The 20,366-nt window shown below is 60.3% G+C and carries 24 protein-coding genes; 8 read left to right on the top strand and 16 right to left on the bottom strand.

The window, feature by feature from the left end:
* Positions 1 to 27: 27 nt before the first annotated feature.
* The 4 genes from M2401_RS18635 to M2401_RS18620 all read right to left on the bottom strand — a co-directional run bounded on the left by M2401_RS18635 (position 28) and on the right by M2401_RS18620 (position 3,808).
* Positions 28 to 1,158, bottom strand: a complete 1,131-nt coding sequence (locus M2401_RS18635) for an aminomethyltransferase family protein (RefSeq protein ID WP_259105012.1) — start codon at positions 1,156 to 1,158, stop codon at positions 28 to 30.
* Between the two features lie 34 nt (positions 1,159 to 1,192).
* Positions 1,193 to 2,209: a DUF3445 domain-containing protein gene (locus M2401_RS18630; protein ID WP_259105011.1), complete on the bottom strand. Its 1,017-nt coding sequence runs from the start codon at positions 2,207 to 2,209 to the stop codon at positions 1,193 to 1,195.
* 127 nt (positions 2,210 to 2,336) lie between these two features.
* Complete coding sequence (locus tag M2401_RS18625; protein WP_259105010.1) at positions 2,337 to 3,269, bottom strand: PDR/VanB family oxidoreductase; 933 nt, start codon at positions 3,267 to 3,269, stop codon at positions 2,337 to 2,339.
* Entirely contained in the window at positions 3,266 to 3,808 is a 543-nt protein-coding gene (locus M2401_RS18620; RefSeq protein WP_259105009.1) for a dimethylamine monooxygenase subunit DmmA family protein, read from the bottom strand. Before M2401_RS18620 ends, M2401_RS18625 begins: the two co-directional genes overlap by 4 nt.
* Before the next feature lie 171 nt (positions 3,809 to 3,979).
* On the opposite strand from M2401_RS18620, the gene M2401_RS18615 reads away from it, so the two are divergent.
* From M2401_RS18615 to M2401_RS18605, 3 genes are read left to right on the top strand one after another with little or no spacing between them, the layout of a single operon-like run.
* A complete protein-coding gene (locus M2401_RS18615) occupies positions 3,980 to 5,140 on the top strand; it encodes a sensor histidine kinase (RefSeq protein ID WP_259105008.1) in 1,161 nt (386 codons plus the stop codon).
* On the top strand, positions 5,109 to 5,759 hold the full coding sequence (locus M2401_RS18610) for a response regulator (RefSeq protein WP_259105007.1): 651 nt from the start codon (positions 5,109 to 5,111) through the stop codon (positions 5,757 to 5,759). Before M2401_RS18615 ends, M2401_RS18610 begins: the two co-directional genes overlap by 32 nt.
* Entirely contained in the window at positions 5,759 to 6,508 is a 750-nt protein-coding gene (locus tag M2401_RS18605; RefSeq protein ID WP_259105006.1) for a PAS domain-containing protein, read from the top strand. Before M2401_RS18610 ends, M2401_RS18605 begins: the two co-directional genes overlap by 1 nt.
* A 175-nt stretch (positions 6,509 to 6,683) precedes the next feature.
* Here the strand turns inward: M2401_RS18605 and M2401_RS18600 are convergent, their stop codons facing one another.
* The 6 genes from M2401_RS18600 to pbpG all read right to left on the bottom strand — a co-directional run bounded on the left by M2401_RS18600 (position 6,684) and on the right by pbpG (position 12,487).
* Positions 6,684 to 7,838, bottom strand: a complete 1,155-nt coding sequence (locus tag M2401_RS18600; protein ID WP_259105004.1) for an ABC transporter ATP-binding protein — start codon at positions 7,836 to 7,838, stop codon at positions 6,684 to 6,686.
* A gap of 19 nt (positions 7,839 to 7,857) precedes the next feature.
* Positions 7,858 to 8,667: an ABC transporter permease gene (locus tag M2401_RS18595; protein ID WP_259105003.1), complete on the bottom strand. Its 810-nt coding sequence runs from the start codon at positions 8,665 to 8,667 to the stop codon at positions 7,858 to 7,860.
* Positions 8,668 to 8,672: 5 nt separating this feature from the next.
* A complete protein-coding gene (locus M2401_RS18590) occupies positions 8,673 to 9,587 on the bottom strand; it encodes an ABC transporter permease (protein WP_259105001.1) in 915 nt (304 codons plus the stop codon).
* Positions 9,572 to 10,597 carry an ABC transporter substrate-binding protein gene (locus tag M2401_RS18585; RefSeq protein ID WP_259105000.1) on the bottom strand — a complete coding sequence of 342 codons (1,026 nt, stop codon included), beginning with the start codon at positions 10,595 to 10,597 and terminating at the stop codon, positions 9,572 to 9,574. The genes M2401_RS18590 and M2401_RS18585 overlap by 16 nt, the downstream gene beginning before the upstream one ends.
* Before the next feature lie 300 nt (positions 10,598 to 10,897).
* A complete protein-coding gene (locus M2401_RS18580) occupies positions 10,898 to 11,356 on the bottom strand; it encodes a DUF2214 family protein (protein ID WP_259104999.1) in 459 nt (152 codons plus the stop codon).
* Positions 11,357 to 11,551: 195 nt separating this feature from the next.
* Positions 11,552 to 12,487, bottom strand: a complete 936-nt coding sequence (gene pbpG / locus M2401_RS18575; RefSeq protein ID WP_259104998.1) for a D-alanyl-D-alanine endopeptidase — start codon at positions 12,485 to 12,487, stop codon at positions 11,552 to 11,554.
* A gap of 346 nt (positions 12,488 to 12,833) precedes the next feature.
* Here pbpG and M2401_RS18570 point away from each other — a divergent pair, with 346 nt between their 5' ends.
* A complete protein-coding gene (locus M2401_RS18570) occupies positions 12,834 to 13,394 on the top strand; it encodes a hypothetical protein (protein ID WP_259104997.1) in 561 nt (186 codons plus the stop codon).
* Between the two features lie 181 nt (positions 13,395 to 13,575).
* Here the strand turns inward: M2401_RS18570 and M2401_RS18565 are convergent, their stop codons facing one another.
* The 3 genes from M2401_RS18565 to M2401_RS18555 form a co-directional block, all read right to left on the bottom strand.
* Complete coding sequence (locus M2401_RS18565) at positions 13,576 to 13,758, bottom strand: hypothetical protein (protein ID WP_259104996.1); 183 nt, start codon at positions 13,756 to 13,758, stop codon at positions 13,576 to 13,578.
* Between the two features lie 154 nt (positions 13,759 to 13,912).
* Complete coding sequence (locus M2401_RS18560; RefSeq protein ID WP_259104995.1) at positions 13,913 to 14,107, bottom strand: hypothetical protein; 195 nt, start codon at positions 14,105 to 14,107, stop codon at positions 13,913 to 13,915.
* 150 nt (positions 14,108 to 14,257) lie between these two features.
* Entirely contained in the window at positions 14,258 to 14,605 is a 348-nt protein-coding gene (locus tag M2401_RS18555) for a hypothetical protein (protein WP_259104994.1), read from the bottom strand.
* Between the two features lie 223 nt (positions 14,606 to 14,828).
* Here M2401_RS18555 and M2401_RS18550 point away from each other — a divergent pair, with 223 nt between their 5' ends.
* Complete coding sequence (locus M2401_RS18550) at positions 14,829 to 15,641, top strand: shikimate 5-dehydrogenase (protein WP_259104993.1); 813 nt, start codon at positions 14,829 to 14,831, stop codon at positions 15,639 to 15,641.
* On the opposite strand, the gene M2401_RS18545 is transcribed toward M2401_RS18550, so the two are convergent.
* Positions 15,638 to 16,285 carry a YceH family protein gene (locus M2401_RS18545; protein ID WP_259104992.1) on the bottom strand — a complete coding sequence of 216 codons (648 nt, stop codon included), beginning with the start codon at positions 16,283 to 16,285 and terminating at the stop codon, positions 15,638 to 15,640. The genes M2401_RS18550 and M2401_RS18545 overlap by 4 nt on opposite strands.
* A gap of 118 nt (positions 16,286 to 16,403) precedes the next feature.
* Here M2401_RS18545 and M2401_RS18540 point away from each other — a divergent pair, with 118 nt between their 5' ends.
* A complete protein-coding gene (locus M2401_RS18540; protein ID WP_259104990.1) occupies positions 16,404 to 16,913 on the top strand; it encodes a DUF1993 family protein in 510 nt (169 codons plus the stop codon).
* 147 nt (positions 16,914 to 17,060) lie between these two features.
* Positions 17,061 to 18,212 carry an MFS transporter gene (locus M2401_RS18535; RefSeq protein ID WP_259104988.1) on the top strand — a complete coding sequence of 384 codons (1,152 nt, stop codon included), beginning with the start codon at positions 17,061 to 17,063 and terminating at the stop codon, positions 18,210 to 18,212.
* On the opposite strand, the gene nhaR is transcribed toward M2401_RS18535, so the two are convergent.
* Positions 18,209 to 19,111: a transcriptional activator NhaR gene (nhaR, locus tag M2401_RS18530; protein ID WP_259104987.1), complete on the bottom strand. Its 903-nt coding sequence runs from the start codon at positions 19,109 to 19,111 to the stop codon at positions 18,209 to 18,211. The two genes, M2401_RS18535 and nhaR, sit on opposite strands and share 4 nt — an antisense overlap.
* 133 nt (positions 19,112 to 19,244) lie before the next feature.
* On the opposite strand from nhaR, the gene M2401_RS18525 reads away from it, so the two are divergent.
* A complete protein-coding gene (locus M2401_RS18525; RefSeq protein WP_259104985.1) occupies positions 19,245 to 20,006 on the top strand; it encodes a TerC family protein in 762 nt (253 codons plus the stop codon).
* 56 nt (positions 20,007 to 20,062) lie between these two features.
* Here the strand turns inward: M2401_RS18525 and M2401_RS18520 are convergent, their stop codons facing one another.
* Positions 20,063 to 20,239 carry a hypothetical protein gene (locus M2401_RS18520; protein ID WP_259104983.1) on the bottom strand — a complete coding sequence of 59 codons (177 nt, stop codon included), beginning with the start codon at positions 20,237 to 20,239 and terminating at the stop codon, positions 20,063 to 20,065.
* Positions 20,240 to 20,366 lie beyond the last annotated feature (127 nt).

Raw genomic sequence — 20,366 nt, 5'->3', positions numbered from 1 at the left:
GGTCTCCCGGAATGTTGGCGGCGTGGCTCAGCCCTTGGCGGTGCGCTTGGTTTTTTGTGGGTCGTCGAAGGGCAGGGCGTGGCTGGCGGCGCTGGCTTCCAGGCTGCCGCGAACCTGCAGGGCGACACCGGGAGCGGCGCAGTCGACGCTGACCCGGGCGATGGCCATGGAGCGTTTGCTCAGGCGCGAGTACATCGCGCAGGTGATCACCCCGACCTGCTTGCCGTCGTGCCACAGGCTGTCGCCAGCATCGGCGCTGCGCGCGGCGTCGATCAGGATGCCGGCGATCTTGAAGCGCTCCTTGCCCTGCAGGCGGGCGTGCTCCAGTGCGCCACGGAATTCCTGTTTGCCCGGCGAGACGGTGAAGTCCAGGCCCAGTTCCCACAGGGTGTCGCCGGCCTTTTCGTTGGCGAACGGGTACATCTGCGAGTTGTCGTAGGGGAAGAACATCAGCGCACTTTCCACCCGCAGCCAGTCCAGGGCGGTAAAGGCGCAAGGGATGATGCCCATGCCCGCGCCCTGTTCGAGGATCTGCTCCCAGATCGCCGGCGCGTCGGCGGCCTTGCAGAAAATTTCGTAGCCGCGCTCGCCGGTGTAGCCGGTGCGGGAGATCATCACCGGGCGGCCGAACAGCTGGGTCTGCATATGGTGGAAGTACGGCAGCTGGCGAATGCCCGGCACATGCTCGGCGAGAAAGTCCACGGCCAGGGGGCCTTGCAGCGACAGGTCGTGGAGGTCGTCGTCGAACAGCACCGCGACCTGACGGCCCTGGGCCGAGCGCACCAGCATGTCGTAGCCGGTGCCGGCGCCGTGCACCACCATGAACGCGTTGGGGCCGGTGCGGTAGACGATGCAGTCGTCGATGAACTTGCCGTCGTCATCGAGCATTGAGGCGTACACCGACTTGCCGGGGTACAGCTTGGCGATGTCGCGAGTCGTCGCCCATTGCAGCAGGCTTTCGGCGTGGGGGCCGACGTAGTGGACCTTCTTCAGGCCCGAGACGTCCATCAACCCGGCCTTGGTACGGATCGCCTGATGGTGATCGGCCAGGTCGCTGGCGTAGGTCCAGGCGGTGCCCATGCCGTTCCAGTCTTCCAGGTTCGAGCCCAGGGCACGGTGACGTTCGGCCAGTGCGGAGATGCGCCAGGAGTGAGCCATGTGATGATTCCTTGTGGTGGGAAAGGGGGAGGTTTCAGGCCTGTTCGTCGAACCGGCTGAGCCACTGCACCAGGGTCTGGCGGTAGCGGGTCATGCCCTTGTAGTCGGCGATGGGGTCCGGCAGGTCGCGCAGCACCCGGTGCAGGCGCTGGCCCCAGCCGGGGTGGCTGACCAGTTCGTTCATGCTGATCAGGTAGGTGCGGATGCTGAACATCAGGCCGTTGCTGCGCGGCAGGCGGACCATGAATTGCAGCTCGACGCGCAGGTGCACGGCGCTGCCGACGTTGTCCGGGGTGATCTGGCCGCGATCGGCGCCCCATTCGTGGAAGGTCTCGGGGGACGAATCCAGACGCGGATTGATGGTCAGGGTCCAGTTCAGGCGGCGCACCGGCTGGTTGACCTGGATCGCCAGCAGGTACTTGAGGGCGCGGTCGAACACGCCCATCTGGTTGGCCATGGGCACCGGCGAGTGCCATTGCTTGAAGCTCATGCCGGCGTCGAAGGCCAGGGACCAGTCGGCGGGCGAGGTGACCATGCCGGCGTCCATGAACAGGTCGTTGTCGCGCTGATCGAGCAGGGCGATATCACCCTGGACTTGGCGGGTAATGAACTCCAGAGGCTCGCAGGGCAGGGTGCTGGCATCGCCAAAGGTAAAGCGCTGGTCGATGCCCAGGGCCTTGTTGCGCCAGTGCCAGTGATTGCCGTCGCAGTCCAGTTCAAACCACTGCGGATAGTCGGCCGACAGGTGTTCCATGAACATCTGCAACGCATCCCAGGAGGCTTCCTGCATGTGCGGCATGACCAGGCAACGGCGCGGATCCTTGTCCAGCACCAGGGCGCGCTCGGCCATTTCAGACCGGTAATGCTCGTCGATATCGAACCAGTGCTGATACACCGAGCCGGGTGCGCGAGGCGTGGCCGGCTCGATATTTACCGAGTACATGTAGCTGTCTTCGGCAAAGGGGAACGGAAAGCGGGCAATGGCCTTGGGGCTGTTACGGAAAGTGAAATCATCCCGGTAGCTTTGTGGCGCAGTGAATTGCACGGACATGGGTGGGTTCCTCTTTTCAAACGACGCATAACCATTTGAATGGGTGAAATGTTGTGGGAGCGAATTCATTCGCGAAGCGGTGTTGCTCATACGGGCGCCATTCGCGAATGAATTCGCTCCTACAGGTTTACAGATCGAGAATCAGCGCCGTGCCGCAGCCCCGTGACACACAGGGCATCAGGTACTGCTGCTGTTCTTCGGCGCTCAGGCAGTGGTCGCGGTGCTCGATGTCGCCTTGCAGATGACGGGTCGCGCATTGACCGCAGGCGCCACCGCGACACAGGTTGGGAATGGCGACCCCGGCTTCTTCCAGGGCTTCGAGCAGGCTTTGCTCGGCCTCGACCTGCAGGTTCAGGCCGCTGCGCGTCAGCTCGACGCTAAATGGCACACCTGGTTGCGCACTGCTGAAGGCTTCCCAGTGCACCCGGGCGTCGGGCCAGCCAAGGGCCTTGGCTTGCTCGCGTACGCCGTCGAGCAGGCGCTGTGGGCCGCAGGTGTAGACATGGCTGCCCATGGGCCGGGCGCCGAGGATGGCATTGAGGTCCATGACCTGAGCGGCGCTGCCGTCGTAGCGGTGCAGGCGGCTGCCAAGGCGCTCCTGCAAGTCGTCGATAAAGGCGTCGGTCAGGCCGCCGCGATAGGCGTAATGCAGCTCGAAGGCGGCGCCGCTGCGTTCCAGGCTGTCGAGGTAGGCCATGAACGGAGTGATGCCGATACCACCGGCAATGAGAATGTGCTGGCGGGCGGTCAGGTCCGGGGCAAACAGATTGGCTGGGGGCGACAGGGTCAGGGTGTCGCCGACCCGCACCTGGTGATGCAGATAGTGCGAGCCGCCACGGGAGGGCTCCTGCAAGCGCACGGCAATCTGATAGTGGCGGGTGTCAGCCGGGTCGCTGATCAGCGAGTAGGCGTTGCGCGCTGTACGTTGTGTCAAGGGCAGGTGCACCTGCACATGGCTGCCCGAGGAGAAGCCGGGCAGATCGCCATCGAGGGCGGTAAAGGTGAACTCGCGAATCACCGGGGTCAGTTGGCGGATGGCGCTGACGCGAACCTGCATCATGGCTGCACCTCGCCCTGTTGTACCTGGTCGTAGGCCTGGTCGGGGTTTTCGCAGACGCCCATGTAGGCGCCCAGACGCTTGGAGAAATGCTCGCGAACCCCCAATTGCACTCGGCACCCGGCGCAGTTCAGTTGCGCGACGGCGGGGGTGTTCTGAGTCAGGCCGCAATGCACACAAAACACCCGGCGCTGTGCCGAGCCGCAGTTGATCAGGTCGATTTCCTCGCTGAGCATGCCCGCGCCCTGAGCCGTCACATGCACCTGCCACACAAAGGCTTCATCGCCGAGCACATACAGATGACTGCCGATTGGCGCGGCGTAGAGCAGGGTATTCAGATGTTTGCCGAAGCCTTCGCTGCGAGCGCTGAGCAGGATCGGCCGGGGCAGGTCGCGGACAAAAGCCTGGAGGGATTCGGGCAACTCATCGACTGCGTTTTGCAGTACCAACAGATGGTGCAGCGCGCACGCTTTCGGGGCGGCTTGGCGGTATTGCGGCACGCTGAAGGGGCGGTAAGTGTCGCTGTTTTGGGCGCTGCTCATGAAACCCTCCGGTTCGTGGGTTTGTTTCCTGTTGGGGAAGATACTTTCTTAAAAGGAATTACCGCTCAATCCGGAAAAAGAGGTATCTCCTTGGGGGTAGGCCGTCGAAACGGGGTGTCGGAGGCATGGAAGTTGCTCGCCTTTGTGCAGATTCCGGCGAAGGACAGGTGGATGTCAGTGACAGCGCAAGTGAGGCCGACGGCGTGGCGACGATGGTTGCTGCGCACGCGCCCGGACAAGGCCGGTGACATCCGTCGCCTGTTGGCCGAGTTACCGCTGCGGCAGATGCACGCGGACGATGCCTTGTCGCAGTTCATGGACCATTTCGAGGCACTGCTAAACGCTTGCCGCCTTGGCCTGGCTGTGCCCGGCGAGGATTACGGCCCGGCGCGGCGCGCATTGCTCAGCGCCTGCGAGGACGAAGCTGATTGCCTGTGGCGCAGCGGTACCCTCGGCGAACTGGCCCGGGCCTGTAGTGCCTGCCATAGGCGCGGCCAATGCCGGGTGTTGTGTGCAGTCACTAACGAGCCAAGCCTGGCTGGCGCTGTGCTGTTGCTCGACAGCCCGTATCCCGCCAGCCGCGCCCTGCGCCAGTTGCTTGAAGACAGCGCCAGGGTGGTCGGTGTCAGTGTGCAATTGCTGCGCTACAAGCGTGAGCAACAGCGCAAGGAAGCCACCTCGCAGCACGGTGCCTTGGCTAGGGAGCTGCACGATTCGGTGGCGCAGCAGCTCGGCTATCTGTCATTCCAGACCAGCCTGATTCAAGGCCGACTCAATCAACCGGAGCAACTGACGCCTTTGCTGGCGGAACTGCGTGGCGGTCTGAGCCAGTTGCAGCGTCAGGTGCGCGAGCTGATCACCAGCGCGCGCCTGACCATGGACGGCCGCTCCCTGCGTCAGGCCCTGGCCGACTCGGTGGCCGAGTTCTCGCGGCGCTGCATCATCGTCTTTGAACTGGACAATCGCCTGGCCGACGACGCCCTGTCGCCGGAAGTGGAATTGCAGTTGTTGCAGATCATCCGCGAGGCCCTGGCCAACGTGGTACGGCATTCTCACGCGCGACATGTGCGCCTGGAATTGCGCCAGAGCCTGCAGGGCGAACTGACCGTCAGCGTCGAGGACGACGGCATCGGCCTGAGCCCGGCCTCCCTGGACGACAACCATTACGGCCTGGCGATCATTCGCGAGCGGGCGGCGAGCATCGGTGCGCAGTTGAGCATCGAAACCGTGCTTCCCCATGGCACTCGCGTGCAGCTGAACCTTACCCCTCCTTCCACCGAAGACTCGCCGAGGCGCCTCGATGAACAGTACGAGCTTATTGCTGATCGATGATCATCCCTTGTTCCGCCGGGGGCTGGCGCAGCTGTTCGACGCCAGCGACGACTTCGATGTGATCGGCCAGGCCGCCAGCGGCCGCGAAGGCATCAACCTGGCGGTGAACCTGGCGCCGCGACTGGTCCTGCTGGATTTACATATGCCGGGCCTGAGCGGCTTGCAGGTGCTCGATGAAATCAAACAGCTGGGCCTGGATTGCCAGATCGTCGTACTCACCGCCTCCATGGATCGCGGCGAACTGCTCACGGCCCTGCGCCTGGGGGCCAGTGGCTATGTGCTCAAGGAAACCGAACCGGAGGCACTGCTGACCTACATGCGCAATTGCAGTAAGGGCGCGATCGTTCTGGATGACGCCCTGGTCTCGCTGCTGGCCGAGCCTCAGACGCTGCCTGCGAAGATCGATGACAGCACCCTGACTGACCGCGAAAGCCAGACCCTGGCGCTGATCGCCTCGGGCATGAGCAACAAGCAGATCGGCCGCGAGCTGGGGATCAGCGACGGCACGGTGAAGATCTACGTGAAGAACCTGTTGCAAAAGCTCAACCTGCGTTCGCGCCTGGAATTGGCGGCGTGGGTGCACAAGGTGGCGTCGTTGCGCAAAGAGGAGCGGCATTGATGATGGACAATCGTGCAGCCGCTCTGGAACCGTTGGCCAATCCGCCACTGGATGCCTTCCCCATTGCGCTGCTGGAGTTGCGCGACAACGGTGAAATCGCTCGTTTCAATAGCACCTGGGTCGAACTGATGGAGCGGCCCCAGGGCACGCGCCTGCTCATCGACTACGTGCATCAGGAAGATCGTTCGCTGTGGCGTCAGGCCTTGTACGAACTGCGCCTGCGCCCGGCCATTGCCTTCAATCAGCGCTTGCGCTTCGTGCACCCGGCCGGCGAGTTGCGCTGGTTCGAGGTCAGCTTGAAGCGTCGCGAGCTGCATTTCTATCTGGTGGTCAATGATGTCACCGCCCACAAGCGTCGCGAGATTGCCCTGCAAGCCAGCCAGCGCAGCGCCAGCAGCCTGCTCGACGGCATGCCGGGGTTGATTTATCGCGGGCGCAATAACCGCGACTGGACCATGGAATTCGTCAGTGCCGGTTGCCAGCAACTGACCGGCTACCCGGCCGAGCGGCTGATGGACAACCACGACTGCACCTACAGCAGCCTGATTCACCCGGACGATGCCGATTATGTCTGGCGCGAAGTGCAATACGCGCTGTCGCGGCAGCAGCCTTACGAGCTGAAATACCGCATCCGCTGTGCCGACGGCACAATCAAGGTGGTCTGGGAGAAGGGTGTCGGCATCTATTCCGATAGCCGCGAGGTGCTGGGGATTGAAGGCGCGATTTTTGAAATGAGCCCGATGCCCTAGCTCCAGGTTCGGATCCTCTTCTGGGGCAGCATTTTGGCGGCGAATTGTGGGAGCGAATTCATTCGCGAAAAGGGCTGCACAGTCGACAAAGCTCTATCGCCTGAAATGCTCCATTCGCGAATGAATTGGCTCCCACATTACTTGCTTCTGGAGTCAGTACCGCGATCAGTCGTTGTTACACCGCCACAGTGGTCTTGTTCAGATCACTTTCATTCCACTCGCTATAGACACAGGCATCCGCCGCCGCCCAGCGCACCCGCACCTCACTGCCGGCAGGCAGTAGCGGTTGGCCATTGGTAAGGGCCTTGATGCTCAGGGTGCAGCCTTGGGCGGTCTTGACGCTGTAGGTCTGGCTTTCACCGAGGAATACCACTTCCTCGACCTGGGCGCTGACTTCGTTCCAGCCGTTTTCCAAGGGCTGTATGGCGGCCATTTCAGAGGTCAGGACCTGGGCTTTTTCCGGGCGAATCATCAGCAGCAGGTCGGTACCGGGGCTGACGCCTGGCATCGGGCGCATGGCTACGTCGCGGCCTTCGAAACGTGCCACCGCGTGCCCGCCCGCGGTGACCCGCAGGAAGTTGGAGTTGCCCAGGAACGAGGCGACGAAGGCATTGGGCGGGTTCTGGTACAGGTCATAGCCGCTGCCCAGGCCGACGATCTTGCCGTGGCTGAAGATGGCGATGCGCTGGGACAGGCGCATGGCCTCTTCCTGATCGTGGGTGACATAGACGATGGTGATGCCCAGGCGGCGATGCAACTGGCGCAGTTCGTCCTGCAAGTCTTCGCGCAGCTTTTTATCGAGGGCGCCCAGGGGCTCGTCCATCAACAGGATGCGGGGCTCGTAGACCAGCGCCCGGGCAATCGCCACACGCTGTTGCTGGCCGCCGGAGAGCTGGCTGGGACGGCGCTCGGCGAAGGCTTCCAGTTGCACCAGCTTGAGCATCTCGTCGACACGCTTGTTGCGTTCGGCGGCATCGCGTTTACGGATCGACAGGGGAAAGCCGATGTTGTCGCGCACCGACAGATGGGGGAACAGCGAGTAGCGCTGGAACACCATGCCGATATTGCGTTTGTGCGGCGGCACCTGGACCAGCGAGCGGCCTTCGACCTGGATCTCCCCGGCGCTTGGGGTTTCGAAGCCGGCGAGCATCATCAGGGTGGTGGTCTTGCCCGAGCCGCTGGAGCCGAGGAAAGTCAGGAACTCGCCTTCCTGAATGTCCAGAGCCAGATCGTCCACGGCCTTGAAACTGCCGTAATGCTTGCTCAGATGGCGCAGGCTGACCAGGGGTTTGGCGGTATCGGACGACAAAACGGATTGAGCGGATTTCATGGATGAGTCTCCTGCGCGCTCAGGCGCGTATCTCGTTACGGCGCTTGATCAGCGCGGCGATCAGCATCACGGCCAGGGACAGGCCGATCAGCAGGGTCGAAGCCACGGCAATCACCGGGGTCAGGTCTTGACGCAGGGTGGTCCACATCTTCACCGGCAGGGTTTGCAGGGTGGGGCTGGCCATCATCACGCTGAGGACCACTTCATCCCACGACACGAGGAAAGCGAACAGGCCACCGGCAATCAGCCCTGGGCGAATGGCCGGGAAAGTCACTTTGATCACCGCCTGCAGGCGCGAGGCGCCGCAGATCACCGCCGCGTCTTCGATCGAGCGATCGAACAGCTTGAGGGAGTTGATGATGGAGATAACGGTAAAGGGCAGGGCGACGATGACATGGCTGACCACGAAGGCGAACAGCGTGCCGGTGTAGCCCAGCTTGAGGAACAGCGCGTACACCGCCACGGCAATGATCACCAGCGGCACGATCATCGGCAGGGTGAACAACCCGTACAGAAAGTCACGCCCGGCAAAGCGCCCGCGCACCAGGGCGAAAGCCGTGGGCAGGCCCAGCAGCAGGGCGAACACCGTGGTCAGCAGGGCGACCTTGAGGCTGGCCATGGCGGCGTCCATCCACTGCGGATTGGCGAAGAACTGCACATACCATTTCAGCGTCCAGCCCGGTGGCGGGAAGACCAGCCATTGCGAAGAGCCGAACGACAGCAGGACGATGAACACGATCGGCAGCAAGAGAAAGGCGGCAATCAGCGCGGTGCTCAGGAACAGCCCGCGACGCAGACCTTTGCCCATGGCATTGGCGGTCAATAACATCGGGATTACCTCGCGTTGCCGACCGGGGATTCCGGTTGCAGCTTCAGGTAGAAGTAGAACAGCACCAGGGTGATGACGATCAACAAGGCAGCTGCGGCGCTGGCCAGTCCCCAATTCAGGAAGGATTGCACCTGCTGGATAATGAACTCGGGCAGCATCATATTCTGCGCGCCACCGAGCAGCGACGGGGTGACGTAGTAGCCCAGGGACATGACGAAGACCATCAACCCGCCGGAAAACAGTCCCGGCCGACACAGGGGCAGGAATACTCGGTAGAAGTTGGTCCACTGGCTGGCCCCGCAAATGGAACCTGCCTGCAACACCATGGGGTCGATGGCGGCCATGGTCGCCTGCAACGGCAGGACCACGAACGGGATCATGATGTAGCTCATGCCAATCACCACGCCACTGAGGTTATGCACCATTTCCAGCGGTTGATCGATGATGCCCATGGCCATCAGCGCCTTGTTGATCACCCCGGAAGACTGCAACAGCACCAGCCAGGAATAGCTGCGCGCCAGCAGACTGGTCCACATCGACAGCAGGACGATATTCAGCAGCCAGCGACCCCAGCCACGGGGCACCAGGGTGATCGCCCAGGCCAGGGGGAAACCCAGCAGCAGGCTGATCAGTGTGACCAGCCCGGCCACTGAAAAGGTGTTGACCAGTACCCGTACATAGGCCGAATTGGCGAACAACTGGGCGTAGTTGCCAAAGCCGGGCGTTGGCTCCAGCACACCGCGCAACAGCAGGGCGACCAGAGGCAACAGGAAAAAGATCGAGAGGAAAGCCAGGGCCGGCAGCAGGTTGCTGAAACCCCGCCAGCGCAGGCTTCTTTCGTTGGCTGGCGGTGCAGCGGTGACGCTTGACGCGTCACCCTGCCGGGAGCCAATAACCGATGAACTCACTTGACCAGCCATTCATTCCACCGTGTGGCGATTTCGGAACCGTGATCTGCCCAGTAAGCGAAGTTCAGGGTGACCTGATCCGCGACATGCGCGGTGGGCAGGTTGGACGCCAGCGATGAATCCAGGCGCTTGACGCTGTCAACGTTGACCGGCGCATAGGCGGTGAGGTTGGAGAAGTCAGCCTGGCCTTTGTCGCTGCTGGAGTTGGCGAGGAACTTCATGGCTGCGGCTTTGTTCTTGCTGCCTTTGGGCACGACCAACATATCGGCCATGACCAGATTCTGTTTCCAACTTACCCCGACTGGCGCGGCGTCCTGTTGCAATGCATAGATCCGGCCATTCCAGAACATCCCCAGAGATGCTTCACCGGAAGCGAGCAATTGTTGCGACTGCGCACCGCCGCCCCACCAGACAATGTCTTTCTTGATGGTGTCGAGCTTCTTGAAGGCGCGGTCCAGATCCAGGGGGTAGAGCTTGTCAGGCGTTACGCCATCAGCGAGCAGGGCCAGTTCCAGTACGCCGGGGCTGGCCCATTTGTACAGGGCGCGTTTGCCGGGGTAGGTCTTGGTGTCGAAGAGGGTGCTCCAGGTTTCAGGTTCCTGACCTTTGAGCTTGTCCTTGTTGTAGCCCAGGACAAAAGAGAAGAAGAAGGAGCCGACGCCATGGTCGGAGACAAATCGAGGGTCGATTTTGGTGCGGTCGATGGTGTTGAAGTCCAGCGGTTCCAGCAACCCTTCCTTGGCGGCACGCAGGGCGAAGTCGGCTTCGACATCGACCACGTCCCATTGCACGTTGCCGCTTTCGACCATGGCCTTGAGTTTGCCGTAGTCGGTCGGGCCATCCTGTACCACAGTGATGCCGCTGCTTTTGCTGAACACATTGGCCCAGGCTTCTTTTTGCGCGTCCTGGGTACTGCCGCCCCAGCTGACAAAGTTGATGCTGTCAGCGGCCATTGTCGCGCCACTGCTCAAGGTGAAAACCAAACCTGCCAACGCTGCTGTTATACCTTTGCCAATTGCCATACTGTTGCCCTCGGTGAAAATCCTGGGATGTCCGAATGCGCCTCTTTGCGGGCACACCCGGCTAGAGCAGTAAAACGAAATCTGGCTGTTGCGGGTTTAGCCTCCGCACGTCTCTTGTCTGCTCAAGGGGCTGGACGTTGTCGGTAAAAACATGGCTGAACCGTTGGAATGTCATATTATGGTATTCCAACATTTGTGCAAGCGTTTTGCGGTGCAGAAGGCCGGAATCCCGCGCATTCAAACGAAAAAACCGCCACGAGGGCGGTCTATTTTACCGGTGAAATACTTGATTCAGAGCGCTTAGCTGATCAGGTCTCCACGGGCCATACCGGTGGCGGCAATGACGATAATCACCATCAGCGCAGCCTCGGCGTGACTGATCCGGGCAAAGCGCCGGGATCGGCTGGTGTCGATGGGCATCTGATTCTTGAATGCGATGCGCCATTTGATCAGGGCGAACATGGGCACCACTTCGATGGCCACGATCAGAATGAAGGCGAGAATCTTCAGGTGGAAGAGCGGTTGATGCAGGTAGTAGTACGAACCCTTTTCAATGCCGCCAAAGGCCCGAAAGGCCCCGGTAATCAGCAGCAGGGCAGCGGAAAGTCCCCAGATATTGTCGACCACGAACACATCCCGAAAGGAGCGTGCATCGTCGGCTCTTAGTCTGCGTAGTGCCCGACCTCTGGCCAGTACCGCCGCCAGAGCAAAACCAAAGGCCAATAGATGTACCGCGGCCAGCAGCCATTTGACGAGCATGGTCCTGAACTCCCATAGGACGCCCCGAACAGTGCGGGCGATGTCACAGGTTTAGCTCATAAAGGACTGATTTGCCCATCTAATTTGCAGGACGTGTCGCTGATGAATATGGCGTGGCGTCATCGGGTGGCTGCAGGCGCTGCTTTAGCCGGGAGGATGCTCACCCGGCTAAAGCGGAGCGCCGCCCTACCGATCCTACTCTTTGACTTGCAGGCCGCTCTGCTTCATCACCAGGTTCTTCTCTTTCTTGTACTGCAGGGCGACTTCCGGCGCCGCGCCGCTCTTGCCGGTTTCGAGCCATAGGCGCAGACGGCTGGCGTCGGCGAAGTGGGTGTATTTGCCGAAGGCGTCAAGAATGACCACCGAGACCGGGCGATTGGCCATGGTGGTCAGCAGGACCAGGCAATGGCCGGCCTGATTGGTGAAGCCGGTCTTGGTCAGCTTGATGTCCCAATTGGACTTGCGCACCAGGTGGTCAGTGTTGCTGAAGCCCAGGCTGTAGGTGGGCTTGCGGAAGGTGACGGTCTTTTCCTGGGTGGTGCTCAGCTCGCTGAGCATCGGGTATTTGCGTGCCGCGATGACCAGTTTGGTCAGGTCGCGAGCGGTCGAGACGTTGTAGATCGACAGGCCGGTAGGCTCGACATACACCGTGTGAGCCATGCCCAAAGCCTTGGCCTTGGCGTTCATAGCCAGAATAAAGGCCTGATAGCCGCCCGGATAACTGTGGGCCAGGGTGGCGGCCGCGCGGTTTTCCGAAGACATCAGGGCAATCAGCAGCATGTCGTGGCGACTCAGTTCGCTACCGAGCTTGACCCGGGAGAACACGCCTTTCATTTCGGCGGTCTTGGAAATATCCACCGGGATGAACTCGTCCATCGGCAACTTGGCGTCCAGCGTCACCATGGCGGTCATCAGTTTGGTGACCGAAGCAATGGGCACGATGACATCAGGGTTGCTGGAGTACAGCACTTTGTCGGTTTGCAGATCGATAACCATCGCGCTGCCCGAAGCCAGGTGCAGTTGCGAAGGATCACGGTTGAAGGGAGCAGCATCGTTGGCGCTGGCAACAGAGGTGAAGAGCGGGCCGCTAAGTGCAAATAATAGGCCCAGGACAGGAAGACGAATGTTCAAGAGTGGCTCACTAAAAGAAGGAATATAGAAAAAACGCTGCATTTTATGCCGAATTGGCTGGATGTCGATGGGTGTTGTAGGAGGTTTCATCTGCATACATCGGAGCATGATCATTGTGGGAGCGAGGTTCGCTCGCGAAGAGGCCGGTAACTTCACACCATTTTGTTAATCTGAAACATCGCTTTCGCGGGCAAGCCTCGCTCCAACGAGTCGCCTATTGCCGTCATTTTATGTTCGCCATGAAACGTGCCATCCATTCGTGAATGAGCTTGAATATTCATGGTGTCAAACGCTTGCACCGATTAGCATCGCTGCCCATGCCTCAACAGATTTAAGGAATCATGCAATGCCCAAGGGTTTTATCAGCAAGGATTACGTCGTTCTGGTGATCGTCGCAGTGGCGTTGGCTGCACTTCTGCTGGGCATGGGGTCCTTCTCCAGGCCATCGGAATGGGCCAACTGGGTTCAGGCCACGGGGCTGGTAATCGGGATGATGATGGCCGTGCTGATCCCTGCGATTCAGAAAAAGCAGGACGCGGCAGCCCAGCACAAGCAGATGCGTGACCGGGAAGTCGGTTATGCGCGGCGCATGCAGTACCTGTGTGGTGAGTTGAGCGAGGCCCTGGCCCGGATCAGTCTTAACCTCAGTCACCTGCGCGCCACTGACCGCCATCGTTTGCAGAATGTGCTGCAGGATTACTTGCATCGCCTGTTCGAATCGCACAAGCGCGATCTCAATGACGACCGCATCGTGATTGCCTACGAATTGCGCCAGGTTGCCGGTGATCTGGTGGATGAGCTGGAAAGCGGCCGCGTTGATCGCGTGGTGTTCATCGCCCTGGAAAAGCGCCTGCAGAAGCTGACCCATCGTTGCCAGGTCAATGCGGCGATGGCGGAGCGTCTGTAAGCCCGTTCCCGTCTTAGGAGCGGCTTCGGTCGCGAGGGCGTTCTCGCGGCTAAAGTCGCTTCTACGGTCATGTTGGCGTTTGCGGCGCAAAAAAAAGTCCGCACTCAGGGGAGGATGCGGGCAAGGGGGTGTGCGGAGCAACGCACGATTTTCGCTGAAGCGTGAAGCTTGAAACGGGCAATCAACTGTTCAGATGGCGGGCATCCAGTTCGGCTGATGAGGCCTGGGCGTCGGGCAGTGATACAAAGGGGCCGCTGACCGGCTCGCCGTTGTGCATCAGGTACCAGCAGGCCAGCAGACCGCGTTCGCGCAACTGGGCCGGTACTGCGCTGCCGACGACCGACATGATTTGAACCTTATTCATTTAAGTGTCTCCACCAATCTATGGCGCTACTTTACGGCGCCATCGTTACGGGCAGAAATCACCGCTCTCGATAGTGGACATTGATGAATTGATGGCGGGAATGATTTGCAGCGAATAACGGCGAGGGGTGACGCGGGGAGTGAGTCTCAGGCGGTCAATCGACCACCTGATCCAGCATCGAAACGATTTCCTGATCCGACAGCAAACCCTTTTCCACCAGGTTCTGTGCCAGCAGGGAGAGAAACTTGGCGGTGCGGTGACCTTCCAGGCTCTTGAGTTCGGTGAGGGCGCTATAGACTTTGTTCGAGGTGCACAGACCATTGGCGTGATGGGGGTTCTGTGTCGGCATGGCATGGTCCTTATCGTTATAGATAAATCAATACAGCCACATGATGACCTATTTTTCCTTGGTCATTGTTCTGGTTACGACCTTTGTACTAAAAATTTAATATCCCCAAACAACAACCCCGCCAAAAGGGCGGGGTTGTCGGTGCGGCGATTACCAGCGGCCACCGCCGTAGTAACCATGGGGGCGACCGTAGTAGCCCGGTGGTGGGCCGTAGTACTGCGGACGGTAGTAAACCGGTGGCGGTGCTACAACTACAGGCTGCTGGTAGTAAACCGGTGGTGGTGCGGCATAGACCGGCTGCTGTACGTATACCGGAGCGGCTTGCTGGACGTAGACGGGTCTCGGGCCCGAAGCAACTGCGGCGCCAACCACCCCGCCAACAATCGCACCCACGACAGCGGGACCAGCCCAATTGCCGCCGCCGCCATGGGCTTCGGCTTGACCTGCAAGGGCTAGGGCACCTAGTAACAAGGCAACCTTGGGAATTTGACGAATCATGACTGTTCCTCGGCTTTCAACCCCGTTGTCGCTAGCCTGACTTCATCTCAAGCAATGCCACGGGATAACTCTATGACAGCGACTTTTGGCAAATCTTCGAAGCCGCTGAGTAAATTTTGTGTAAGGTAGCCGCCGATAGAGCCGGGCAGGGCGTTTCAATACCTTAACAGCGCCGATGATACGCCTGCCGGGCCCTCTTTATCTAATACCGTTGGAGAAAAACATGCCCGTGACTGCGAACAAAGACACTCTTCTCTGTATGTCTATGGCCGCCAGGCCCGGTAACTTCGGCGTGCGCTTTCATAACCATCTGTATGAACAGCTGGGTCTGAATTTCTACTACAAGGCGTTTGCCCCGACTGACCTGCCTGCCGCCGTTGCCGGCATCCGCTCACTGGGTATTCGCGGTTGCGGCGTGTCCATGCCGTTCAAGGAAGCTTGCATTGCCCTGGTCGACGAGCTGGATGCGTCCGCCACAGCGATTCAGTCGATCAATACCATCGTCAACACAGACGGCCATCTCAAGGCCTACAACACCGATTACATTGCCGTAGCCCAACTGCTAGACCGCTATAAGGTGCCGCGCACCCGTTTTGCCCTGCGCGGCAGCGGTGGCATGGCCAAGGCGGTGGTCAGCGCCATGCGCGATGCCGGCTTCACCGATGGCCTGATTATCGCCCGCAACGAGCAGGCCGGTCGTGCCCTGGCACAGTCCTGTGGCTTGCAGTGGCAGGCGCAGCTGGGTGACGAGCGCCCGGCGTTGCTGGTCAATGTCACGCCGCTGGGCATGGCGGGGGCGCAGGCCGACGAGCTGGCGTTCGATGAAACGGCCATTGCCGCAGCCGAGACGGTGTTCGATGTGGTCGCCACGCCGGCGGACACCCCGCTGATCAAGACCGCCCGCCGCTTGGGTAAGCGCGTGATCAGCGGTGATGAAGTGGCGGCGATCCAGGCGCTTGAGCAATTCGTGCTGTACACCGGCGTACGACCTGCCGATGAGCAGTATCAACAGGCCGCAGCATTCGCTAGGGGTTAATGTTCCAGTCGTGCCAGACGCTCTTCCAGCGCAGCAATTCGCGCTTCCAGCTCATCGATACGCTCGCTGGAAGCCGAGCCGCCCGAACTGCGCTCAGGCGCGCTCTGCCGGGCGGCGAGGAGTTCTTCCAGATCGGCCGGATCGCCCAGGCTGTGCATATAGCGGTCTTCACGCTGGCCGGACTGGCGCGGCAGCAGGGTCGCCAGGCCGCGGGCAATCAGGCGCTCCAGCTGGTGCACCACCTGATCGACGTCTTCGAAGTCGTGCATGCGGTTGCTGCGGGTCAGCAATTCGTTGACCGTCTGCGGCCCGCGCAGGAACAGCAGCCCGATCAGGGTGACCTGGGCCGGGACTAGTTCCAGGCCCTTATCCACGCGATGCTCATAGCGATCGGCGCGGCTGCCCATCACCAGTCGGGCCAGGCCATTGCCTTCAAGGGCGCGCAGGCTCAGGCCGACCTGGCCCTGGGTCAGGTTCATGACCGGATCGCGGCTGGTTTTCTGGTTGCAGGCGATGATCAGCGCATTGAGGGTCAGCGGGTAGGTCTCGGGGCTGGTGGCCTGTTTTTCGATCAGGCAGCCGAGGATACGTACTTCCGTGCTGTTGAGTTGCAGGGCGTTGTCCGGAGTTTCGGCGGTGGACATGGTGCATTCCCTATGAATGAAAAGGTCATCAGCCTAGCAGAGAAGACGGCGGAAAAAGACAGGGTTTCTTAAAGCTAATTCATGTCTATAATCCCCGACCTTCAACCAAGGAACTGCCATGACTATCTCCCTGTATTCCGCTTCCGTTCCGGTTTTCCAGCATTCGCTCAAAGCCTTGAGCGCCATCCTGAGCAAGGCCGAAGCCCACGCTACCGAGAAAAAGATCCAGCCTGAAGCGCTGTTGCAGTCGCGTCTGTTCCCGGACATGTTGTCGTTTACCCGTCAGGTACAGATCGCTGTCGACTTCGCCAAAGGTGCTTCGGCGCGCCTGGCCAAGATCGAGCCGCCAAAGTACGAAGACACCGAAGTCACCTTTGCTGACCTGCAAGCGCTGATCGCCAAGGCTCTGGCCTTCATCGGCAGCATCACCCCTGAGCAGATCGACGGCAACGAAGAGATCGAAGTCGTGCTGCGCCCTGGTACCGAAAAGGAAAAGCGCTTCACTGGCCAGTCCTACCTGCTGACCTACAGCCTGCCGCAGTTCTTCTTCCACGTGACCACGGCCTATGGCCTGCTGCGTCACAATGGTATCGAGATCGGCAAACGCGACTACATGGGCGCGCTGTAATCCTGGCTTGATCCTGCTGTAACCGGTCGCCGCCCTGGTTTCGAGGCGGCGATTCACTTTCTGCAACATCCCCGCCGTAGCGTTGTCCCTGCCTGTGTGCTTGTCAGATCCCTGCCTTGATCTGCCGTGTTTTTCCTGGAGTTTTTGATGTTGTTGCCCATTTTACTGTTGTCGGCTGCCGGTTTTACCGTGCTGACCACAGAGTTCGTCATTGTCGGTCTGTTGCCAGCCCTGGCCCGGGACCTAGCGGTGACGATCCCTCAGGCCGGTCTGTTGGTGACCCTGTTCGCTTTTACCGTTGCCACGTTCGGTCCTTTTCTTACCGCCTATTGCGCGCGTTTCCCACGCAAGCGGTTGTTTATCGGCATCCTGATTCTGTTCGGCCTGTCCAACGCCCTGGCGGCGCTGGCGCCTAATATCGTGGTAATGGCCATCGCCCGTTTGATTCCTGCCCTTGGCCTGCCGGTGTTCTGGGCCCTGGCCAGTGAGACTGCGGTGGATATCGTTGGTCCGGACTTCGCCGGCCGGGCCATTGCCAAGATTGGCTTCGGGATTGTCTGCGCCACGGTCTTCGGTATCCCAGTTGGCACCTTGATCAGCGATGCGTTCGGCTGGCGCAGTGCCTTTGCTCTGCTGTCCGGGGTGGCTTTCGCCAAGGCCCTGTTGCTGGCGATCTACCTGCCGCCGACGCCACAAAAGCCCCAGGCTTCGCTGCTGGGTCAGTTCAAGATCTTGCGTGATCCGCTGATGCAGGGTCATGTGCTGCTTTCGGTGTTGGTCTTCAGCGGCATGTTCACCGCCTACACCTATCTGGCCGATATGCTCGAACGCCTGGCCGGGCTGAACGGTACGGTGGTGGGCTGGTGCCTGATGGGTTTCGGCGCCGTGGGCCTGCTGGGCAACTCCCTGGGCGGACGCATGGTCGACCGTCACCCGTTGATTGCCAGCCTGGTGTTCTGCACTTTTATGGTGGCGGGCCTCGTCGCCGTGGTGCCGGGCATGCAGTCGACGCCGTTGCTGGCCCTGGCCCTGGCGATCTGGGGGATTACCCAGTCGGCGCTGTTCCTGGTCAGTCATGTGCGTCTGATCAAGGCCGCGCCACAGGCTCCGGCTTTTGCCGCCTCATTGAATATCGCCGGGGCCAATCTGGGCATTGGCCTGGGGGCGATCATCGGTGGCCGGGTCATCGACCACCTGGGCCTGGGCAATCTGGGCTTTGCTGCGGCGGTGATCATCCTGCTGTCGATCGTGCTGGCGCTGCTGTTGATGCGGCTCAAACCGCAACTCGCCGAGGCTTAATCGCCTGGGGTAAACAAGCTGTGCCGCGCCGCCTCAGTAATCGCCACGATGCCGGGGTGGCTGACCTTGCGTTCCACGGAAATGGCGTAGAACGACTCGATAATCGCATCGGTCTGGCCGATCCATTCGACGCCGTATTGCGCCTGCACTTCATCGCTGATCACGCTGGGCGCGATGAAAATGCCACTGCCGGACTTGCCGAAAGCCTTCATCAAGGCGCTGTCATCGAATTCTCCGACTATACGCGGGCGAATGTCCTGCTGGGCGAACCAGCGCATCAGGCGGCTGCGCACGACAGTTTCCTGGCTGGGAATCAGCAGCGGGGCGCCGTGCATGCTGCGGGGAAAGTCCTGACCATAGCGTTCGGCCAGTTCGCGGGTGGCAAAAAAACTCACCGGGCATTCGCCCAGTTTCTGGCTATAGCCCTTGATATCCAGATGCGAGGGCATCGGGCTGTCGGAAATCACCAGGTCCAGGCGCTGAATCGCCAGATCCGCCAGTAGCCGCTCCAGCTTGTCTTCACGGCAAGTGATACGTATCGGCTCTTTGAGTTCCATGGTCGGCGAAATCAGTCGGTAGACGATGGATTTGGGCACCACATCGGCCACGCCGACACGCAGGACAATCTGCTGCTCATCCGGATTGGAACGCAGCATGGATTCCAGTTCGTCACCCAACTGAAACATTTGCTCGGCGTAGGGCAGGGTCAGACGACCTACTTCGGTCAGTTCCAGTTGCCGTCCGACGCGGCGAAACAAATCCACGCCGAAAGTCTGCTCCAGCAAGCTAATCTGACCACTGATGGTTTGTGGCGTGAGGTTGAGTTGCTCGCAGGCACGCACGATGCTGCCGGTCTTGGCCACTACCCAGAAGTAATGCAGTTGACGGTAATTGAGCATATCTGGAAACACTTCGTAAAAATTGAAGTATATCGCTTATAAATACGAATTTTCCTGAAGTGTTTCGCTCTCTAGAATGCTTGCCTATCGGGCCGCTGCAGTCGCTGCCCCGAACCCAATAAAGGAGCACGCGATGGAATATCTTTTGGAACTGGTTTCAAGCCCCGCCGCCTGGGTTGCCCTGGCGACGCTGGTGGTCATGGAAGTGGTTTTGGGTATCGATAACCTGATCTTCATTTCGATCCTGACCAATAAGCTCCCCGAGCATCAGCGGCCCAAGGCGCGGCGCCTGGGTATCAGCATGGCGTTGATCCTGCGTCTGGCGTTGCTCAGTACCGTGGCCTTTATCGTCAAGCTGACGGCGCCGGTCATTGAAGTGATGGGGCAGGCGTTTTCCTGGAAGGACATGATCCTGATCGCCGGCGGCCTGTTCCTGGTCTGGAAAGCCACCACGGAAATCCATCACAGTTTTGATCACAAGGAAGAAGAGGGCGGGAAAAACCTGGGTTCTACCGTCAGCCTGAACATGGCAGCGGCCATTGGGCAGATCCTGATGCTGGATATCGTGTTCTCCATCGACAGCATCATTACTGCGGTGGGTATGACCGAGCACTTGCCGATCATGGTTATCGCCGTAGTGGCTGCGGTGGTGGTGATGCTGGTCGCGGCTGAACCTCTGGCCAGGTTCATCAACGATAACCCGACCATCGTCATGCTGGCCCTGGGTTTCCTGATCATGATCGGCATGACCCTGATCGCCGAAGGCTTCGGCGCCCATGTGCCGAAAGGTTATGTGTATACCGCGATGGCGTTCTCGGCCGGTATCGAGGCCTTGAACATGATGTCCCGTCGCTCCCGGCAGAAGCGCGCTGCCGCACAGGCCGCGAAAGGGTAAGGAAGGTTGCGGATCGATCCGGCTATCCGGGTCGATCCGCCAAGTCAAAAAGCGTATCAATGGGCCGTCGCGTGACGGCCTTTTTGCGTTTTGTCACCAGCAGGCTCGACGGCCTGGTTGCGCTCCACAGGATGGTGATGACGGCGAGAAATTCGCATCACACCCCAGAACATGGCGCTGGCAACGGCCAGCCATGCGGCGATCAGCATCACGATAGTCATTTCCAGGCTCATACGACCTCCGGTTCCTGCAATGGATGCAGTCTTACTAATCGACAGTTTAGTACCGGGCATGTTTCTGTAAGTTGACCAACGGCTCCCGGGCAGGATCATTTTGATCTATTCAAGGCATCGGACTGCC

It is taken from the genome of Pseudomonas sp. JUb42 (assembly GCF_024807945.1).
Taxonomy (GTDB): Bacteria; Pseudomonadota; Gammaproteobacteria; order Pseudomonadales; family Pseudomonadaceae; genus Aquipseudomonas.
This window is presented reverse-complemented; position numbering and strand designations above follow the sequence as displayed.

What these genes read in the sequence shown, in the direction of transcription:
- M2401_RS18635 (WP_259105012.1), bottom strand. Translation starts at nt 1,158, where the DNA reads ATGGCTCACTCCTGGCGCATCTCCGCACTGGCCGAACGTCACCGTGCC.
- M2401_RS18630 (WP_259105011.1), bottom strand. Translation starts at nt 2,209, where the DNA reads ATGTCCGTGCAATTCACTGCGCCACAAAGCTACCGGGATGATTTCACT.
- M2401_RS18625 (WP_259105010.1), bottom strand. Translation starts at nt 3,269, where the DNA reads ATGATGCAGGTTCGCGTCAGCGCCATCCGCCAACTGACCCCGGTGATT.
- M2401_RS18620 (WP_259105009.1), bottom strand. Translation starts at nt 3,808, where the DNA reads ATGAGCAGCGCCCAAAACAGCGACACTTACCGCCCCTTCAGCGTGCCG.
- M2401_RS18615 (WP_259105008.1), top strand. Translation starts at nt 3,980, where the DNA reads ATGTCAGTGACAGCGCAAGTGAGGCCGACGGCGTGGCGACGATGGTTG.
- M2401_RS18610 (WP_259105007.1), top strand. Translation starts at nt 5,109, where the DNA reads ATGAACAGTACGAGCTTATTGCTGATCGATGATCATCCCTTGTTCCGC.
- M2401_RS18605 (WP_259105006.1), top strand. Translation starts at nt 5,759, where the DNA reads ATGATGGACAATCGTGCAGCCGCTCTGGAACCGTTGGCCAATCCGCCA.
- M2401_RS18600 (WP_259105004.1), bottom strand. Translation starts at nt 7,838, where the DNA reads ATGAAATCCGCTCAATCCGTTTTGTCGTCCGATACCGCCAAACCCCTG.
- M2401_RS18595 (WP_259105003.1), bottom strand. Translation starts at nt 8,667, where the DNA reads ATGTTATTGACCGCCAATGCCATGGGCAAAGGTCTGCGTCGCGGGCTG.
- M2401_RS18590 (WP_259105001.1), bottom strand. Translation starts at nt 9,587, where the DNA reads ATGGCTGGTCAAGTGAGTTCATCGGTTATTGGCTCCCGGCAGGGTGAC.
- M2401_RS18585 (WP_259105000.1), bottom strand. Translation starts at nt 10,597, where the DNA reads ATGGCAATTGGCAAAGGTATAACAGCAGCGTTGGCAGGTTTGGTTTTC.
- M2401_RS18580 (WP_259104999.1), bottom strand. Translation starts at nt 11,356, where the DNA reads ATGCTCGTCAAATGGCTGCTGGCCGCGGTACATCTATTGGCCTTTGGT.
- M2401_RS18570 (WP_259104997.1), top strand. Translation starts at nt 12,834, where the DNA reads ATGCCCAAGGGTTTTATCAGCAAGGATTACGTCGTTCTGGTGATCGTC.
- M2401_RS18565 (WP_259104996.1), bottom strand. Translation starts at nt 13,758, where the DNA reads ATGAATAAGGTTCAAATCATGTCGGTCGTCGGCAGCGCAGTACCGGCC.
- M2401_RS18560 (WP_259104995.1), bottom strand. Translation starts at nt 14,107, where the DNA reads ATGCCGACACAGAACCCCCATCACGCCAATGGTCTGTGCACCTCGAAC.
- M2401_RS18555 (WP_259104994.1), bottom strand. Translation starts at nt 14,605, where the DNA reads ATGATTCGTCAAATTCCCAAGGTTGCCTTGTTACTAGGTGCCCTAGCC.
- M2401_RS18550 (WP_259104993.1), top strand. Translation starts at nt 14,829, where the DNA reads ATGCCCGTGACTGCGAACAAAGACACTCTTCTCTGTATGTCTATGGCC.
- M2401_RS18545 (WP_259104992.1), bottom strand. Translation starts at nt 16,285, where the DNA reads ATGTCCACCGCCGAAACTCCGGACAACGCCCTGCAACTCAACAGCACG.
- M2401_RS18540 (WP_259104990.1), top strand. Translation starts at nt 16,404, where the DNA reads ATGACTATCTCCCTGTATTCCGCTTCCGTTCCGGTTTTCCAGCATTCG.
- M2401_RS18535 (WP_259104988.1), top strand. Translation starts at nt 17,061, where the DNA reads ATGTTGTTGCCCATTTTACTGTTGTCGGCTGCCGGTTTTACCGTGCTG.
- nhaR (WP_259104987.1), bottom strand. Translation starts at nt 19,111, where the DNA reads ATGCTCAATTACCGTCAACTGCATTACTTCTGGGTAGTGGCCAAGACC.
- M2401_RS18525 (WP_259104985.1), top strand. Translation starts at nt 19,245, where the DNA reads ATGGAATATCTTTTGGAACTGGTTTCAAGCCCCGCCGCCTGGGTTGCC.
- M2401_RS18520 (WP_259104983.1), bottom strand. Translation starts at nt 20,239, where the DNA reads ATGAGCCTGGAAATGACTATCGTGATGCTGATCGCCGCATGGCTGGCC.